Below are 16,916 nucleotides of genomic sequence, written 5' to 3'. Positions count from 1 at the left end.
TCGCCCTCCTGAGGCTACTGGCATTGCCCCTGGATCAGGACGCCGCGCTCAGTGGGGCGCCACTGGGTGATGTGGTAGCCCTCGGGACACAACTGGCGCTGGTCCAACTCCTGCTCCAGCAACGCCAGCAATACGCTGTCCTGCTGGGGTGGGGTGGATGCAGAGGGGGTGGAGTCTGCTGGCCGCTCCCCCCGCGATTTGCCGGCACGCTGCCCGCCGCCGCGCTGGCCTTTTGCCGGGCGCTCCCCGTTGGGAGCCCGTTGTACACCGGGCGTCTCATCCGCCTCGTTAAAGTGCACCAGGGTGAATGTCATGCCCTGCTCGCCGGTTTCCGTATAGAAGCGATGGTCCGGTGTGGGATTGCTGGCGCAGGCGGTGAGTAGGGGCAGAGTGGTCAGGGGAAGAAGCCAAATTCGAGTGAGTCGCATAACACCTCCAGGTTGTGTTTTGCTGCTTGTGAGTGGTGAAGCGGCCATAAGGTTGCGGGCTTTACCTGGCTTTACCCGGTTTGACGAAAGCTGAAAAAACGCGTCGTTTATCGGGGCGCTGTCGTCCGTTCCTGAGGATTGAGATATCAATGCGTTAACTGAGTGCAAAAGCATCAATGCGGTGTACTATCAAAACAGTTTGTTGGCTGAACTGGCGCGGTTTTTTGTCGACCTTAACCCACCTTGATGGAGCCAGTGACTTCCCCGCGTTTCCGCCTGATTAAAGGAGACACCATGACCGACGCATTACCCGGATTGTTGCACGCCCTGCTGCTGGATGGACGCGGCGGTGCCCGTGCGCTGAGCTGGCCTGAGGTGGAGGCCTGGCAACCGGCTCAGGGGGTGCTTTGGATCCACCTGGATTTCTCGGTGCCGGAGGCGCGAAACTGGATACTGGAGCAGGGGGGATTGCCGCCATTGGCCGCGGCTGCCCTGGTGGCGGAGGATACCCGCCCCCGCTGTACACCGATGGAGGAGGGGATCGTTCTCTCTCTGCGTGGCATCAACCCCAATCCCGAATCCGACCCGGAAGATATGGTGTCACTGCGTCTCTATCTCTCTGAGTACCGATTGGTCAGCGCCCGGCGCCGGCCTCTGGAAACCACGGCCAACATCATCCGCCAGCTGGAGAAAGGGAGTGGTCCCAAGGGCAGCATGGCCTGTGTGGTGGCGCTGGCCCAGGGGATGGTGCAGCCGCTGGAATCATTGGTGGACGCTTTCGAAGAGCAGATAGACGACATCGAGGAAGCGCTGGTGAGTGTTCAGGGCGAGGTGGATCGCAATGCCCTCACCGGGTTGAGGCAACAAGTGATTGCGCTGCGCCGCTATCTGGCGCCCCAGAGGGAAGCGCTCTCCCGACTGGCGACGGAGCGCCAGTCCTGGATCCCGCCCAAGCACCAATTGTGGCTGCGGGAGGTGCTGGACCATCTGACCCGCCATATTGAAGGGATTGATGAGGTACGGGAGCGAGCGGCGGTGGTTCAGGAGGAGTTGCTGGGCCGGGCGTCGGAAGAGCTGAATGGCCGCATGTACATGCTCTCCATCGTCGCGGCGATCTTCTTGCCGTTGGGGTTCTTTACCGGCCTGCTTGGAATCAATGTCGGAGGGATCCCGGGCGAGGGTGAGCACTGGGCCTTCTGGGCCGTAGTGGGCGGCATGTTTCTGGTTGTCGTCCTGCAACTCTGGTTACTGCGCTGGAAGCGCTGGCTGTAAAAATGGCTTAATTGGTCTAGGGTTAACGGAGATTTCTGGTCCTCCAGGGGGGAAAGGATGCCATCCACACCCATCGTTATTCAGATAGAGGGGTTTGTCGCATTCACCATCGCCATCCTGCTGCTGTTTGTGGGCAAGGCGATCACTCAACGCTCCTCGCTGCTGCGTCAGTACTCCATTCCGGAGCCGGTGATTGGCGGCTTTGTCTGCGCGGCGACTGTCGCGGTGCTCTATTACGGCTTTGGCCGCCAGGTGATGTTCGATCTGGAAGCCCGCGACGCTCTGTTGCTCTATTTCTTTGCGGGCATCGGGCTGAGAGCCGATATCGCCACCCTGATAAAAGGGGGGCGACCGCTGTTTGTGCTGCTGATACTGGCCTCCAGTTTTATTGTGTTGCAGAACCTGCTGGGCATGGGGGTGGCGGGTGCCTTTGGGATGGATCCGAAAGCGGGGCTGTTGTCCGGCTCCATCAGTCTGACGGGGGGCGTGGGCACCACGCTGGCCTGGGCTCCCACCTTTGTTGAGGAGCTGGGCATTGCCAATGCCATGGAGTTGGGGGTCGCCTCCAACACTGTGGGGCTGATCGCCGCCTGTGTGATTGGTGGTCCTATCGCCCGCTACCTGATGCAACGCCACAAGATCCAACCCTCCGGCGATGCGGATCTGGACATCGGTGTTCGGCATGATGCCGACCACACCACTACGCTCTCCTACTATGGCGTGCTCTGGGCCTGGCTCTGGCTGAATGTCTGCCTGATCCTGGGCTACAGCCTGAATGAGAGCCTGGAGGAGGCGGGGGTCAAGTTGCCGATGTTTGTCAGCTGTCTGATTGCCGGGATCGTCGTGGGCAATCTGGGACGCTGGTTGGGTCGCAATCGTGAGCGGCGATGGGAAGCGGAGGGGCAGCAGGGCCTGGCGCTGATCTCTGACATCTGTCTGGGGATGTTCCTGACTATGGCGTTGATGGGGCTGCAACTGTGGGAACTGGAGGGGTTGTTAGCGTATCTGTCTGTGGCGATGGGGCTGCAGATCACCCTCTCTATTCTGTTCACCCTCTTTCTGGTTTACCGCCTGATGGGGCGGGACTATGACGCGGTGGTGGTCAGTGCTGGTTTTGGCGGCATTACGCTGGGGTCCACCGCCACAGCGATCGTCAATATGACCGCCGTGACCCAGCAGTATGGGGCCAGTCACCAGGCGTTCATCATTGTGCCGCTGGTGTGCGGCTTCTTTATCGATATCGTGAACGCGCTAGTGATCGGCTTCTTTGTGGGGCTTTAGGTTGCGGGCTCAAAGATCACGTAGATCTTCTGGCAGGTCTCCACCACTTCCCACTCTCCCTCGAACCCGGCGGGCACCACGAAACGGTCGCCCGCTTTCAACTCCTGCTCGTTGCCATGCCGATCGCGCACGATGGAGCGGCCCTCCAGGATCTGGCAAAACTCGTGCTCGCTGTAGCTGACTTTCCAGCAGCCCGGCTCTGAGCGCCACACCCCGGCATGGAACTGGTTGCTGGGGTCGGAGTAGTGATTCCAGAGTTCATTGACCGGGGCGCCTTTGATCCGCTTCTCCTCCGCAGGCTGGTAGCGCTCGTAGTCCCCCTCCTGGCCATCAAAAAAGACCCATTCCCTGAGTGTGCTCATCGTTGCTCTCCATGATTAAAATACTAAACGCATGGTTAATATAGCGGCTTATTGCAGTGAGATGCCATGCTGTTGTTTATCCCCGCTGTTCCCACTGATTTGGCTGCAGGATTCAGCGGAAAAAACCGCTTGCCGGTGCGGTATGAGTGGGGCAAGCTTTCCGCACCGGCGCAGCCGGACCTGTACTGTGCGGGGCACAGTCCCCTGGAGAGCTCAATTCGTGTGTCGCTTTATTCTTTATCGGGGTGCCGAGACCCTGATGTACCCGCTGCTTTACGACGCGGAAAACGGTCTGGTCGCCCAAAGTAAAAATGCGCAGAAGCGCAAAAAACCACTGAATGCCGACGGTTTTGGTCTGGGCTGGTACACCGGCCATGGCGATCCGGAACCGGCCACCTTCGTGAACGTGGATCCCGCCTGGAGCAACCGCAACCTGGCGATGATCGCGAGTAAGGTGCCTACCCATCACTTCTTTGCCCATGTTCGGGATGCGTCGGTGGGGATGCCGGTCAGTCAGGCCAACTGCCACCCTTTCAGCCATGGTCGTTACCTGTTTATGCATAACGGCCGACTCGATCGGTTCGACACCTTCAAGCGGGCGCTGCAGAAAGAGCTGTCGGACGAGGCGTTTTCCCTGATTGAGGGCAATACCGACTCGGAGCACGCCTTTGCCCTGTTTATGGATACCATCGGGTTTAAAGAGCAGTGCACGCCGGAAGAGATGGAGCAGGCCTTGCTGCACACCATCGAGAAGATCATGTGGCTGCGCCAGCGTGCGGGTGCCGACACCAACGCCTTTATCAACTTCGCCGTGTCAGACGGGGAACATATGCTGGCCACCCGCTTCAACAGCAACCATTCGGTTCAGCCCGCCTCCCTCTTTATGGCGGGGGGCGTCAGCCTGGCTGCGGGAGAGGAATTTGCGTTGCGACCCGCAGAGGAGGGGGAGGTACCCTCGGTGCTGATCTGCTCCGAACCCCTGACGATGCAGAAGTCCCTGTGGCAAAAGGTGGAGCGTAACCACCTGGTCCGCACGCTGCCGGATGGCAGTGTGGAACAGGTGCCGATGACGCTGCCACAGCAGTCGGATCTGCGCCGTTACTGGTAAGCCGACCGACAGCGGACAAGCGCCAGTGTCTCTCTCCCTTTAGACCAAGCGGGGATTGAGGCGCTGGCGCTTTTGTTTTAGGTTCGTGGCATGAACCGGGGCGGGACGCCCATCAAGGACAAGGAATTCATGCATCAACCGGAACGCATTGTGATCGCCGACGATCACCCGCTCTACCGCCAGGCGCTGGCGGATCTGCTGCGTCGCCACTATCCGGAATGCACTCTGGATGAGGCGGAGGGCACCGAGGCGCTGGAACAGGTGCTCAGCAGCGGCGTTGAGCCGGACCTGCTGCTGCTCGATCTTCATATCCCCGGTGCTCAGGGCTTTCATACGCTGCTTCAGATCCGCCAGGATTATCCGGCTCTGCCGGTGGTGGTGATCTCCGGGCAGGAGGATGAGGCCACCGTGGGCAGAGCCCGTCAGTGCAGTGCGGCAGGGTTTGTCCCCAAGTCCCGTCCCGTGACCGCGATTCTGGAGGCGGTCTCTGCGGTGTTGCTGGGGCAGCAGTGGTGGCCGGAGTCCCTCGGCCCGGACAGCAACGATGAGATGGCGGGACGCATCGCGAGCCTTTCGCCCCGCCAGCATAAGATCCTGATGCTGTTTGGTGAGGGGCTGCTTAATAAGCAGATCGCCCAGCAACTCGGGGTGTCCGAGGCCACCGTCAAGGCACACGCCAGCGCCATCTTCCTCAAGCTGGGCGTGCGTACCCGAACCCAGGCGGTGATCGCGCTGCAATCCCTTCAGCCGGAGCGGTTGGAAGGCTCCGCCACGTAGTTCTGTTTCCACTCCCGCACCAACAGCGCGCTCATCGTGGCGCGCAGCGCGGCGGGTTTGATCAGTTTGCGCAGAAAGCCGTATCCCTGTGAGCGAGCCTGGCTCACCACTTGTTCATCGGTGGTGGCGCTGATCAGAATGCCGGGCATCGGGTGGCCCACCTGAGCCTGCAGCGACGCCATCAGACTGAGCCCGTCGTCCCCCCGGTCCAACTGGTAATCCACCAGCATGATGTCCACCTCGCGGTTGCGGCACCACTGTTCGGCAACGGCCCGGTCCGGCGCGCTCATCACTTCACACTGCCAGCTGTTCAGCAGTTCGGTCATTCCTGCCAGCACTTCCGGATCGTTATCCACACAGAGCACTTTTACGCCCTGCAGCGTGATGGGATCCGCCTTGACGGGGGCCGCCTTCGGCACCGGCGCCACCTCCTGCAGTGTCAGAGTAAAGCGGCAGCCCTGACCTGCGGCGCTTTGCAACCGCAAACCGTGGCCCAGCAGATCCGCCAGTCCTCGGGCGATATTGAGGCCCAGTCCCAGCCCGGTGCTGGCGCTTTCGTCCAGCCGGGTGAACTGTTCAAACACCATTGTCTGCTTCTCTTCCGGAATGCCGGGGCCGTTGTCGATCACCTCAATGGAGAGCGGATCGCCACGGCGACAGCCCAACAGCAGGGTGCTGCCCGGTGCGTGGCGCAGCGCGTTGGCCATCAGGTTTTGCAGGATGCGCCTCAGCAGGGCCCGATCGCTGTGGACCCAAACCCGGCTGCGCACACAACGGAAATGCACCTGACTGGCGGGGGCCAGTGCGGCGAACTCCTGGGCCAGATCATCCAGCAGCGCCTGCAGCGGGAAGGGCTCCGGCTTGGGGGTGATGGCACCGCTCTCCAGCCGGGCGATGGCGTTCAGGTCCAGCAGCAGTTCGTTGGCCACCTGAAGAGAGCGGTCCACCCGCTCTATCTGGGCCCGTTGTTGCGGCTTCAGCTCCTTGTCCTCCATCAGGGTGGAGGAGAACAGCCTGGCGGCTGACAGGGGCTGCAGCAGGTCGTGGCTGCACGCTTTCAGGTATTGGCTCTTTTGCCGGTGTGCCGCTTCAGCTTGCTCATGAGCAGCGGCCAGTTTGGCGTTGGAGCGGGCCAACTGGGCATTGGCTTTGGCCAGCTTGTCGCTGCGCTCCGACACCAGTTGCTCCAGGTCCAGGTTCTTCTCGGTCAGCAGGGCTTCCGCCTCCCGGTAGACGGTGATGTCGGTAAACAGCATCACAAAGCCGCCACCGGGCATCGGGTTGCCTTCAATGCGGATCACCGTGCCATCGGGCATCTGCCGCTCCGAGCTGTGGCGACTGCCCTGACGCAGAAACGCCAGCCGGCGCGCCACCTGGTGCTCAATCTCCGCCTCGTCATCCAGGGTCTGCGCCAGGTTGTAGGCGATCAGATCCGCCACCGGGCAGCCGGGGTAGAGCAGGGAGGTGGGGTATTGAAACAGCTTGAGGTAGCGATCATTCCATGCCACCAGGCGCAGATTGTGGTCGGTGACCGAGATCCCTTCCGAGGCGTTCTCAATGGCGCTTTGCAGCACCTCCCGGCTCAGGGCAGTGCGCTGGCTGGAGGCGTCCTCCACCAGCTGAGCCACCTCCTCCAGCGCGATATTGTGTCCCTGCAGGGCGCAGGAGATCACCAGTCGGGCAGAGGCGGAGCCCATCACCGTCGCCAGCAGTTTTTCGGTGTGAAGCAGCAGAGATTCCGCGTCACTGTCTGCGGTTGTTGTGGCAAACGCCCGTTGTGCTTTCTCCTCACCGACAAAGCGGGCGGCCAGCAGTTCCAGCTCCTTCGCATCAACCCGGCGGGGGAGTGGGGTGCCACCCGGCCCCCGCTCCGGTCGCTCAAAAAAGTGCGCCATCTGGATCTGCTCCCGCACCGAGGGGCGGCGGGCCACCGAGATCCCCCACATTAGGGTCGCGTTCACCGCCAGTCCCAGCAGGGTGGAGACCGTGGTGGGGGTAAAGCCACTGTTGGCGAAGGGATGGCCGTAGAGCCCCAATTGCGGCAGCAGGTTCAGCACCAGCCAGAGGGAGAATCCGGCACTGATGCCACTGAGTACCCCCGCGAGGGTGACACGTCGCCACAGGAAAGCGGCGAACAGTGGGGGGCCAATTTGGGCGATGGCGCCAAAGGCCACCTCTCCCAGCGAGGCGAGGGTATGGGGTGGCGCCACCAGAAACATGCCATAGGCCAGGGCGATGACCGCCACTACCAGCGCTTTTCGCACGCCAAGCAGTTGAGTGCGGAAGCGCTGGAAATGGGTGTTTTCCAGATCGCTGTGACGGAACAGGGTGGGGAAGATCACCTCGTTGCTCAACATGATGCTGAGGGCCATGGTGGAGATGATCACCATGGCGCTGGCGGCGGAGATGGCACCGAGAAAGCTGAACAGACTCAGCCAGTCGTGGCCATGGGCCGCTGGCAGAAACAGCACATAGGCGTCGGTGGCCACCGAGTCGCCGTAGAGCAGTTTGCCCGCCAGCCCCAGAGGGGCGGCAAACAGGGCAAACACCGCCACGTAAGCGGGGAACAGCCAGCGGCTCAGCCTGGCCTGCTGCGGCGATTTGAGCTCCACCATGGTGACCTGGAACTGGCGCGGCAGACAGAGAAAGGCGCACACCACCACCACTGTCAGCCCCGCCATGGAGATCAGGGCATTGGGCGTTGGGCTCAACAGGGCGGGGTCGGCAGCGCGGGTTTGGGCGAGGATCTCGGCGGGGGAGTCAAAAGCCACAAAGCAGACAAACAGCCCGACCACCAGGTAGGCCACCAGTTTGAGCAGGGACTCAAAGGCGATGGCCACCATTACGCCGGGATGGCGCTCGGTCACATCGATGGTGCGTACCCCAAACACGATGGTAAAGCCCGCCAATACCAGGGCCACCACCAGCCCCAGCTGCCAGGGGGTAAGCATCGGGTCCTGCCGGAGAATCAGGTAGGAGTTAACGATCGCCTTCAACTGCAGGGCGATATAGGGCAGGGTGCCGATCAGCGCCACCAGAGTCACCAGCAGGGCGAGGCGTTGGGATTTACCAAAGCGGGCGGCGAGCAAGTCGGCGATGGAGGTGATGTTAAGTCTCAGGCTGACCCGGATGATGCGCTGAATAAAGGGCCAGGCCAGCAGGAACAGCAGGATGGGGGCCAGGTAGACCGGCAGGTAGGAGAAGTCCCCCACCGCGGCTTGTCCGGCGGTCCCAAGAAAGCCCCAGGAGGTACAGTACACGCCGAGTGAGAGGGCGTAGATCAGACGCTGGGTGTGCTCCGCCAGACGGTGGCGGAAGCGATCCCCGAGAAAGGCGATGAGAAACAGCAGGCCAATATAGCCCAGGCTCACCGCGACCAGCAGCCAGTTCGCAAACATAACATCCCTGTTGTTTGGTTCCGGGCGATACGGCTGCCCAAGGAGAAGCCAGTGTACCCAAGCGGTCGGGCTGGTGGGCAGTGAATTGTGCCTGCGACCTTGGTCGTAATCCCTTTGGTCTACCCCCTGCGAACTAGGCCCTCAGACCTAGGTCCCTTTGCCAATTGTCCGCTTGTCACGATTTGCCGATGTTGGCCCCCAGGCACAACTGAGGGACACATCATGTTCGCTAACCACACCAAGGCCCTGATGGCCGCCGGATTCACCCTGGCTATGGCCGCGCCAAGTCAGGCCGGCTTCGAGATCGACATCACCGAAAACGACAAGCTGATCTTTGGGGGTTATATCAAGCTGGACGCCCGCTACGTGGACGGTGATATCGCCTACCGGGATTTCTGGATCGGCTCCGGGACGCCACTGGAGGAGGACGCCACCCAGTTTCGTCTGTTCGCCAACGAGACCCGCTTCAACACCAAGTACATCCACGGTGATGTGACCGGCTTTATCGAGATGGATTTCCTCGGCGGTGGCGGTAACGAAGTGATCTCCAACTCCTTCCATCCCCGTATTCGCCACGCCTTTATCAGCTACAAAGGGGTCACCGCCGGGCAGACCTGGTCCACCCTGATGAACACCAGCGCCATTCCGGAAACCGCGGACTTTGCCGGGGCCACCGTGGGCCTGGCGTTTATCCGTCAGGGGCAGATCCGCTACAGCACCGGCGGCTTCGCGGTGTCGATTGAGAACCCGGAATCCTGGGGCGGCGACACCAGCAACGACCGACTGCCGGATGTGATCGCCAAGTACACCCTGAAAGGGGACTGGGGCAACGTCTCTCTGGCGGGGATTGGTCGCGAACTCAACACCCTGGGCGGCAACCGGGAAACCGCGTTTGGTGGCTCCCTGGCGGCCAAAATCAACACCTTTGGTAAAGACGACCTGCGTCTTCAACTGCACCTGGGTGAACTGGGCCGCTACATCAGCGTGGGCGCGGCACAGGATCTGGTGGGCGAAGAGGTGGAGAGCGTTACTGCTTATCTGGCCGCTTACCGCCACTTCTGGACCGACACCCTGCGCAGCACCTTCCTCTATGGCCGGGTTGAGACCGATGAGAGCAACGCGGACAACGACCAGTGGAGCGTCAACCTGTTCCAGGACCTGAACAAGTACCTCTCCGTGGGCGTTGAGGTGGGCAACTTTGCCATGAACGAGGCGGACGCCGACTCCTTCTATGGCCAGTTCTCCATGCGCTACGCACTGTAATCACCCGGCGACGTAATGCGTCGCCGCTCTTCTTTCCGGCTGCGGCGGTGGCCGGTGAATCAAGGAGCGGGTAATGACCGATTCCATCCTCAAGGTAGAGCACGTCTCCCTCGCGTTCGGCGGGGTCAAGGCGCTCACTGATGTCAGCTTCGAGGTACCGCGGGGAGCGGTGTTTTCCATTATCGGCCCCAATGGTGCCGGCAAGACCTCGATGCTCAACTGCATCTCGGGACGCTACCGTCCCCAGGCAGGCACCATCCATTTTGACGGGCGCAATGTGACCCGGCTTCGCCCCAATGATCGGGCGGATCTGGGCATGGGGCGCACCTTTCAGAACCTCGCCCTGTTCGGCCATATGTCGGTGTTGGACAACATCATGGTGGGACGCCACCACCTGATGAAAAACAACTGGCTGACCGGCCCCCTCTACTGGTTCTCGCCCGCTCAGAAGGAGGAGTTGGCCCATCGTCGCGAGGTGGAGGAGATCATCGATTTCCTGGAGATCAGCCACGTTCGCAAATCCGTGGCGGGCACCCTTTCCTACGGCCTGCGCAAGCGGGTGGAACTGGCCCGGGCGATGGCCCTGAAACCCAAGCTCATTCTGCTGGATGAACCGATGGCGGGGATGAACCTGGAAGAGAAAGAGGACATGGCCCGCTACATCCTCGACCTCAACGAGGAGTTTGGCATCACCGTGGTGATGATCGAGCACGACATGGGCGTGGTGATGGACATCTCCCATGAGGTGATGGTGCTGGACTTCGGCAAGAAGCTGATCAGCGGCGATCCGGACACCGTGATGGCGGATGAGCATGTGAAGCGGGCCTACCTGGGTCTGGAAGATGAACAACTGCAGGAGGCGGGCTGAATGACGGCACAGCACGACGTGGCCCAGCCACCCTTTAACACTGGCTCGCTGGACACCTTCCCCAAACTGCTTCGTCACAATGCCATGCACTGGCCCAGTGACGTGGCGATGCGGGAGAAGGAGTTCGGGATCTGGAACGAGTTCACCTGGGCTGACTACCGGGACCGGGTCAAATGGATGTCCCTTGGCCTGAGCAGTCTGGGCATCGGCAACGACGACACCATTGCCCTGCTGGGGGATAACCGGCCGGAGTGGGTGTGGGGCGAACTGGCCGCACACACCCTCGGCGGTTTTTCCATCGGCATCTATCAGGACTCCCTGCATGAAGAGGTGGCTTACCTGATCAACCGCAGCGGCACCAAAGTGGTGATTGCCGAGGATGAGGAGCAGTGCGACAAGCTGTTGGAGCTGGAGGACCAGATCTCCGATGTGCGCTACATCGTCTACTGCGACCCCCGGGGCATGCGCAAATACGACGATGAGCGTCTGGTGGACATAGAGGATCTCTACCGTTTGGGACGGGAGCTGGAGCATCGCGATACCGGGGCGTTTGACCGGTTGGTGGATGCCACCGACCCGGACAAGGTGGCGATCTACTGCACCACCTCCGGCACCACCTCCAAACCCAAGATTGCGCTGTTGCAGGGGCGTCAGTTTCTGGCCCACTGCAGCGCCTATCTGCGGGCGGACCCGCGCCAGCCCGGCGACAACTATGTCTCTGTGTTGCCACTGCCCTGGATCATGGAGCAGGTGTACGCGGTAGGGCAGGCCCTGATCGCCCGTCAGGTGATCAACTTTGTTGAGGAGCAGGAAACCATGATGGCCGACCTGCGGGAGATCGGCCCCAGCTTTGTGCTGCTGGCCCCGCGGGTATGGGAGCAGATCCTTGCCGATGTTCAGGCGCGGATGATGGACTCCACGCCGCTTAAGCGCGCCCTGTTCGATTTCGCCATGAAGCGGTCGGAGCAGCGGCTGGCACAGGGGGGCAAATCCCGGCTGGCGGACTGGCTGCTGATGAAGGCCCTTCGGGATCGTCTCGGCTTCTCCTTCCTGAAATCCGCCGCCACCGGTGGTGCGGCCATGGGGCCGGACACCTTCCGCTTCTTCCAGTGCATCGGCGTGCCGCTGCGTCAGCTCTACGGCCAGACCGAGATGGCTGGCGCCTACGTTATCCATCCGGCGGACGATGTGGACTATGACAGCGTCGGGCTGCCGTTCGATAACGCCGAAGTGAAGGTGATCAACGCCGACAGCGAAGGGCTGGGCGAAGTGGTGGCCAAAACCGAAGGGATGTTCTGCGGCTATCTCGGGGATGACAAAGCCTACGCCGAGGATGTGCGTGAGGGCTGGATGCACACCGGCGACGCGGGCTACTTCAAAGCCTCCGGTCACCTGGTGGTGATCGACCGCATCAAGGACCTGGCCAACACCAGCCACGGGGTGCAGTTCTCCCCCCAGTACATCGAGAACAAGCTGAAGTTCTCCAGCTTTATCGGTGAAGCGGTGATTCTGGGGAACGAACGCCCCTGCCTTACCGCCATTCTCTGCATCCGCTACGCCATCGTTTCCAAGTGGGCTGAGCGGCAGGGGCTGGCCTTCACCAACTACACCAACCTGGCCAGTCTGCCGGAGGTCTACAACAAGCTCGCCGAAGAGGTGGAGAAGGTGAACGCCACCCTGCCTCCGGCTCAGCGCATCGCCAAGTTCGTGCTGCTCTACAAGGAGCTGGATGCGGACGATGGCGAACTGACCCGTACCCGCAAAGTGCGCCGGGGCGTCATTGCTGAAAAGTACGGCGACATCATTGAGGCGATCTACGGCGACGCCGAGAGCGTGGACATCGATACGGTGATTCGCTTCCAGGATGGCAGCCAGACCCGGGTACAGACCCAGTTGCCGGTGAAAACGCTGGATCCCAAAGCGACCCGCAATCAGGACAAAGGGCTAAGGAGAGCGTCATGAATTTCGAACTGCTGCTGCAGCTGGTCATTAACGGCCTGATTGTTGGCCTGCTCTACGGGGTGGTGGGGATGTGCTTTGTGCTCGTCTACAAGTCCACCCAGATCGTTAACTTTGCCCAGGGGGAGTTCCTGCTGGTGGGGGCCTGGGTCTGCTGGGCGCTGCTGGTCTATCTGGAGCTGCCTTTCTTCCTGGGGTTCCTGCTGAGTCTCGCCTTTATGGCGCTGTTCGGTGTGGCGCTGCAGATGATTGTGCTGAGGCCGATGATCGGCGAGCCCATCATCTCAGTGATTATGGTGACCATCGGTCTCTCCATCTTCTTCCAGTCCCTGGTGAAGTGGATCTTCGGGGTGGCCCCGGCCAACTACCCGCCCATCTTCGAGACCCACAGCGTGGCGATCTTCGGGCTGCATATCGAGCTGGCATATCTGCTCAGCACCGTAATTGCGCTGTTCATCATGGTGGGCTTCTACCTCTTCTTTAAGCACTCCAAGCACGGTCTGGCGATGCGGGCCACCGCCTTTGATCAGCAGGTGGCGCAGAGTCTGGGGATCTCGGTGAAGCAGGTATTCGCCATGAGCTGGGGCATCGCTGCCACCGTATCCGCTACCGCAGGGGTGGTGATCGGCATGGTGAACGGGGTCTCCGATGCCCTGTCGGTGATGGGGATCAAGGTGTTCCCGGCGGTGATTCTGGGCGGCCTGGACTCCATCGTCGGCGCCATCATCGGCGGCATGGTGATCGGGGTGCTGGAGAACCTGGCGGAGTTCTTCGACAGCCAGTACTTCCACCTCGGCAACATGTACGACATCGCGCCGTTCTACGTGCTGCTGGTGATTCTCTGGTTTAAACCCTACGGCCTGTTTGGCACCCGGGATATCGAACGGATCTGACCGTAACCCGCATCCATCAACAAGGAGAGTTTTATGTCGAGCCTGGCGATGCGTCCGTGCGGCGATTTCCGCACCAGTTACAAGCAGGACAACACCATTTTTGAAACCCGCACCATCCGGGCGATGGCCGTGGCGTTTATCGCCCTGGCCTGTACCGCCCCCTGGCTGCTGGACGCCTACTACCTGACGCTGTTCATCCAGATCAGCTACCTGGGCATTGCGGCCCTGGGGCTGAACATACTGGTGGGCTTTACCGGCCAGATCTCCCTGGGCCATGGGGCGTTCTTCGGATTTGGGGCGTTCGCCTCCGCCTGGATGAACACCCGCTTTGGCATCCCGGTGGTGTTCTGCATCCCGCTGGCGGGGTTCCTCACCATGGGGGTGGGGATGCTGTTTGGCATGCCCGCCGCCCGGATTAAGGGGCTGTACCTGGCGATCGCCACTCTGGCGGCGCAGTTCATCATCGAGGACTTCTTTGCCCGTGCTGAGTGGTTCTCCGGCGGCAGTGCCGGGTCGATGGCGGAACCGGTAAACCTGTTCGGCTTCGCCTTCGATACCGATGAGTCCTTCTACTTCATCGCCCTGTTTGCCCTGGTGTTTATGTACCTGTGGGGCAGCAACCTGATGCGAAGCCGGGATGGCCGGGCCTTTGTGGCAGTGCGTGACCACTACCTCTCCGCCGAGATCATGGGGGTCAAGCTCAACAAGTACCGTTTGCTCTCATTCGGCATCTCCTCCTTCTACGCCGGGATTGGTGGCGCGCTCTATGCCCACTACCTGGGCTACGTGTCGGCGGAGGGCTTCACCATTCTGATGTCGGTGCAGTTCCTGGCGATGGTGATCATCGGTGGTCTTGGCTCCGTCAAAGGCACCCTGATGGGCTGCGTCTTTATGGTGTTGCTGCCCGAGGTGCTTGAGGGGGGCGTGGGTCTGATGAAGGAGACCGAGTGGGGCAACATCCCGATGGTGGTGGATGGGCTCGCTTACCTCAAGGAGATGGCGATTGGTCTGGTGATCATCCTGTTCCTGATCTTTGAACCGCAGGGACTGGCTCACCGCTGGCAGCAGATTAAGAACTACTGGAAGTGTTACCCCTTCGCCTACTGAGGCGAAACCGCAATCGGAGCGCCAACCGGTGCTCCGGCCTGAAAACCCGGGGCCGGATGGCCCCTGAACCAAAGGGAACAAGACGATGCAAAAAGGATGGATGATCGCGGCGGCCGCGATGCTGAGCCTGCCGGCCCAGGCCGAAGATGCGGTATTCGTAGGCCACCTGGCGGACATGTCCGGACCCACCGCTTTCGTGGGCAAGCAGTACGCGGACGGGGTGCGGGATGCGATGGCTTACATCAACGCCAACGGGGGCATCAGCGGCACCCGGCTGGAGTTTGAAACCATTGACTACGCCTACAAAGTGCCTCAGGCCATTGCCTCCTATAAGAAGTGGGTCTCCCGCAAGGATATGGTGGCGATGCAGGGGTGGGGCACCGCCGATACTGAAGCGTTGATCGCCTTTGCCGCCAAGGATGAGGTGCCGGTGTTCTCCGCCTCCTACTCGGCGCACCTGACCGATCCCAAGGGGCTGAATCCTAAGACTCAGAAACCGGCGCCCTACAACTTCTTCTACGGCGCCTCCTACTCCGACACCTGTCGTGGTCTGGTGCAGTGGGCCGCAGAAGACTGGAAAGCCAAGGGGGGCCAGGGTAAGCCCAAGTTCACCCATATCGGCGCCAACCACCCCTATCCCAACGCGCCCAAGGCTGCCTGCGCCGCTTACGCCGAAGAGCTGGGTTTCGAGGTGATGCCGCCGGTGGTGATCTCCATGAAGCCGGGTGACTTTAAGGCCCAGTGCCTCAGTCTGAAAAGCTCCGGCACCCACTACGGCTACATCGGCAACCTGGGCAGCTCCGTGCTCTCGCTGGTGAAGTCCTGCAACACCGTCGGCACCGAAGTGCAGTTTATGGCGAACATCTGGGGTGGCGACCGCCAGGTGTTTGAAGCCGCCGGTGACGGCATTAAGGACTACATCTTCCCCACCATGACCCCCTTCTGGGATGACCCGGCACCGGGCATGAAACTGGTGAAAGCGGTATCCGGCATGTCCGATCCCGATGGTGAACTGTCCCGCCCCCATCACTACATCCGCGGCGTGTGCTCCGTGTATTACATGAAAGAGGCGATGGAGTGGGCCAAGGCCAATGGCGGCATCACCGGCGACAACATCAAGGCGGGCATGTACGCCCGCAAAGACTGGGTGCCTGCCGGTCTGGAAGGGGTCTGTCTGCCCGCCACCTGGAGTGAGGATGACCACCGTGGCGTCAGCCAGGTCAACATCTACAAGGGCAACTACAACGGCGGTGACATCCTGATCGAGCCGGTCAGCCAGATGACCCTGGAGCGCCGTGCCGACTGGCTTGGGTTCTGAGACGTAACGGACGGGGCCCGGATGCCGGGCCCCCAATTTGGCAGAGGGAGAGCCGATGACACAGTCAGCCGCAGTGGCGCAGGAGACCCAACCGCTCCTGACCATCAACAACATCGAAGTGGTGTACGACGAAGTGATTCAGGTGCTGCGTGGTGTCAGCATCGATGTGCCCAAGGGGCAGATCGTCACCCTGCTGGGCCCCAATGGCGCAGGCAAGTCCACCACACTGAAGGCGATCTCGGGCCTGCTGAAAACCGAGGACGGCGAGGTGACCCGGGGCGACATTCACCTGCTTGGGGAGCGGATCGACAACGCCCCCCCGGAGCGCATTGTTCGCAGCGGTCTGTTCCAGGTGATGGAGGGGCGCCGCATCGTTGAGGACATGACGGTGATCGAGAACCTCAAACTGGGTGCCTATACCCGCCGGGACAGTGAAGTGGCCGCCGACATTGAGATGGTGCTGAACTACTTCCCCCGTCTGCGTGAACGTACCGGCCTGGCAGGCTACCTCTCCGGCGGTGAGCAGCAGATGCTGGCCATTGGCCGCGCCCTGATGGCCCGTCCCCAGATGATTCTGCTGGATGAGCCCTCCATGGGGCTGTCCCCGCTGCTGGTGAAAGAGGTGTTTGGCATTATTGAGCAGATTAACCGGGAGCAGGGGATCACCATGCTGCTGGTGGAGCAGAACGCCAACTACGCCCTGAAAGTGGCGGATTACGGCTACATCATGGAGTCGGGGAAAATCGTGCTGGATGGCACCCGGGAGCAGCTGCTGGCCAACGAAGATGTGAAGGAGTTCTATCTCGGCGGTGGCAACGAGGAGCGCAAGAGCTTCAAAAATCTCAAATCCTACAAGCGCCGTAAGCGCTGGTTGTAAGGGGG

At 61.2% G+C, this 16,916-nt stretch carries 14 protein-coding genes; 11 read left to right on the top strand and 3 right to left on the bottom strand.

What is annotated here, in order from left to right:
• Nucleotides 1-14: 14 nt before the first annotated feature.
• On the bottom strand, nt 15-428 hold the full coding sequence (locus KUV52_RS03370) for a hypothetical protein (protein WP_222524505.1): 414 nt from the start codon (nt 426-428) through the stop codon (nt 15-17).
• 294 nt (nt 429-722) lie between these two features.
• On the opposite strand from KUV52_RS03370, the gene KUV52_RS03365 reads away from it, so the two are divergent.
• Nucleotides 723-1,700, top strand: coding sequence for a zinc transporter ZntB (locus tag KUV52_RS03365; protein WP_222524504.1), 978 nt, complete (start codon nt 723-725; stop codon nt 1,698-1,700).
• Between the two features lie 57 nt (nt 1,701-1,757).
• A complete protein-coding gene (gltS, locus tag KUV52_RS03360; RefSeq protein ID WP_222524503.1) occupies nt 1,758-2,981 on the top strand; it encodes a sodium/glutamate symporter in 1,224 nt (407 codons plus the stop codon).
• Here the strand turns inward: gltS and KUV52_RS03355 are convergent.
• Complete coding sequence (locus tag KUV52_RS03355; RefSeq protein ID WP_222524502.1) at nt 2,978-3,343, bottom strand: cupin domain-containing protein; 366 nt, start codon at nt 3,341-3,343, stop codon at nt 2,978-2,980. The genes gltS and KUV52_RS03355 overlap by 4 nt on opposite strands.
• A gap of 220 nt (nt 3,344-3,563) precedes the next feature.
• Here KUV52_RS03355 and KUV52_RS03350 point away from each other — a divergent pair, with 220 nt between their 5' ends.
• Both KUV52_RS03350 and KUV52_RS03345 read left to right on the top strand, forming a co-directional pair.
• Nucleotides 3,564-4,451, top strand: coding sequence for a class II glutamine amidotransferase (locus KUV52_RS03350; protein WP_222524501.1), 888 nt, complete (start codon nt 3,564-3,566; stop codon nt 4,449-4,451).
• A gap of 129 nt (nt 4,452-4,580) precedes the next feature.
• The gene (locus KUV52_RS03345) at nt 4,581-5,228 is read left to right on the top strand and encodes a response regulator (protein ID WP_222524500.1); all 648 of its coding nucleotides are present in this window, start codon (nt 4,581-4,583) and stop codon (nt 5,226-5,228) included.
• Here the strand turns inward: KUV52_RS03345 and KUV52_RS03340 are convergent.
• Nucleotides 5,195-8,626: a PAS-domain containing protein gene (locus KUV52_RS03340; RefSeq protein ID WP_222524499.1), complete on the bottom strand. Its 3,432-nt coding sequence runs from the start codon at nt 8,624-8,626 to the stop codon at nt 5,195-5,197. The two genes, KUV52_RS03345 and KUV52_RS03340, sit on opposite strands and share 34 nt — an antisense overlap.
• A gap of 222 nt (nt 8,627-8,848) precedes the next feature.
• Between KUV52_RS03340 and KUV52_RS03335 the strand changes: the two genes are divergently transcribed.
• From KUV52_RS03335 to KUV52_RS03305, 7 genes are all read left to right on the top strand, one after another.
• A complete protein-coding gene (locus KUV52_RS03335) occupies nt 8,849-9,889 on the top strand; it encodes a DcaP family trimeric outer membrane transporter (protein ID WP_222524498.1) in 1,041 nt (346 codons plus the stop codon).
• 73 nt (nt 9,890-9,962) lie between these two features.
• The gene (locus KUV52_RS03330) at nt 9,963-10,757 is read left to right on the top strand and encodes an ABC transporter ATP-binding protein (protein ID WP_222524497.1); all 795 of its coding nucleotides are present in this window, start codon (nt 9,963-9,965) and stop codon (nt 10,755-10,757) included.
• Nucleotides 10,758-12,719, top strand: coding sequence for a long-chain fatty acid--CoA ligase (locus KUV52_RS03325; RefSeq protein WP_222524496.1), 1,962 nt, complete (start codon nt 10,758-10,760; stop codon nt 12,717-12,719).
• Nucleotides 12,716-13,609 carry a branched-chain amino acid ABC transporter permease gene (locus tag KUV52_RS03320; RefSeq protein ID WP_222524495.1) on the top strand — a complete coding sequence of 298 codons (894 nt, stop codon included), beginning with the start codon at nt 12,716-12,718 and terminating at the stop codon, nt 13,607-13,609. Before KUV52_RS03325 ends, KUV52_RS03320 begins: the two co-directional genes overlap by 4 nt.
• Nucleotides 13,610-13,642: 33 nt before the next feature.
• Nucleotides 13,643-14,716 carry a branched-chain amino acid ABC transporter permease gene (locus tag KUV52_RS03315; protein WP_222524494.1) on the top strand — a complete coding sequence of 358 codons (1,074 nt, stop codon included), beginning with the start codon at nt 13,643-13,645 and terminating at the stop codon, nt 14,714-14,716.
• Nucleotides 14,717-14,801: 85 nt separating this feature from the next.
• On the top strand, nt 14,802-16,034 hold the full coding sequence (locus KUV52_RS03310) for an ABC transporter substrate-binding protein (protein WP_222524493.1): 1,233 nt from the start codon (nt 14,802-14,804) through the stop codon (nt 16,032-16,034).
• 55 nt (nt 16,035-16,089) lie between these two features.
• Complete coding sequence (locus tag KUV52_RS03305; RefSeq protein ID WP_222524492.1) at nt 16,090-16,911, top strand: ABC transporter ATP-binding protein; 822 nt, start codon at nt 16,090-16,092, stop codon at nt 16,909-16,911.
• Nucleotides 16,912-16,916 lie beyond the last annotated feature (5 nt).

The organism is Ferrimonas balearica, assembly GCF_019802055.1.
Classification (GTDB): domain Bacteria; phylum Pseudomonadota; class Gammaproteobacteria; order Enterobacterales; family Shewanellaceae; genus Ferrimonas; species Ferrimonas balearica_A.
Note: the sequence above shows the minus strand (reverse complement) of the source record. Positions and strands in the feature narration are given on the sequence as shown.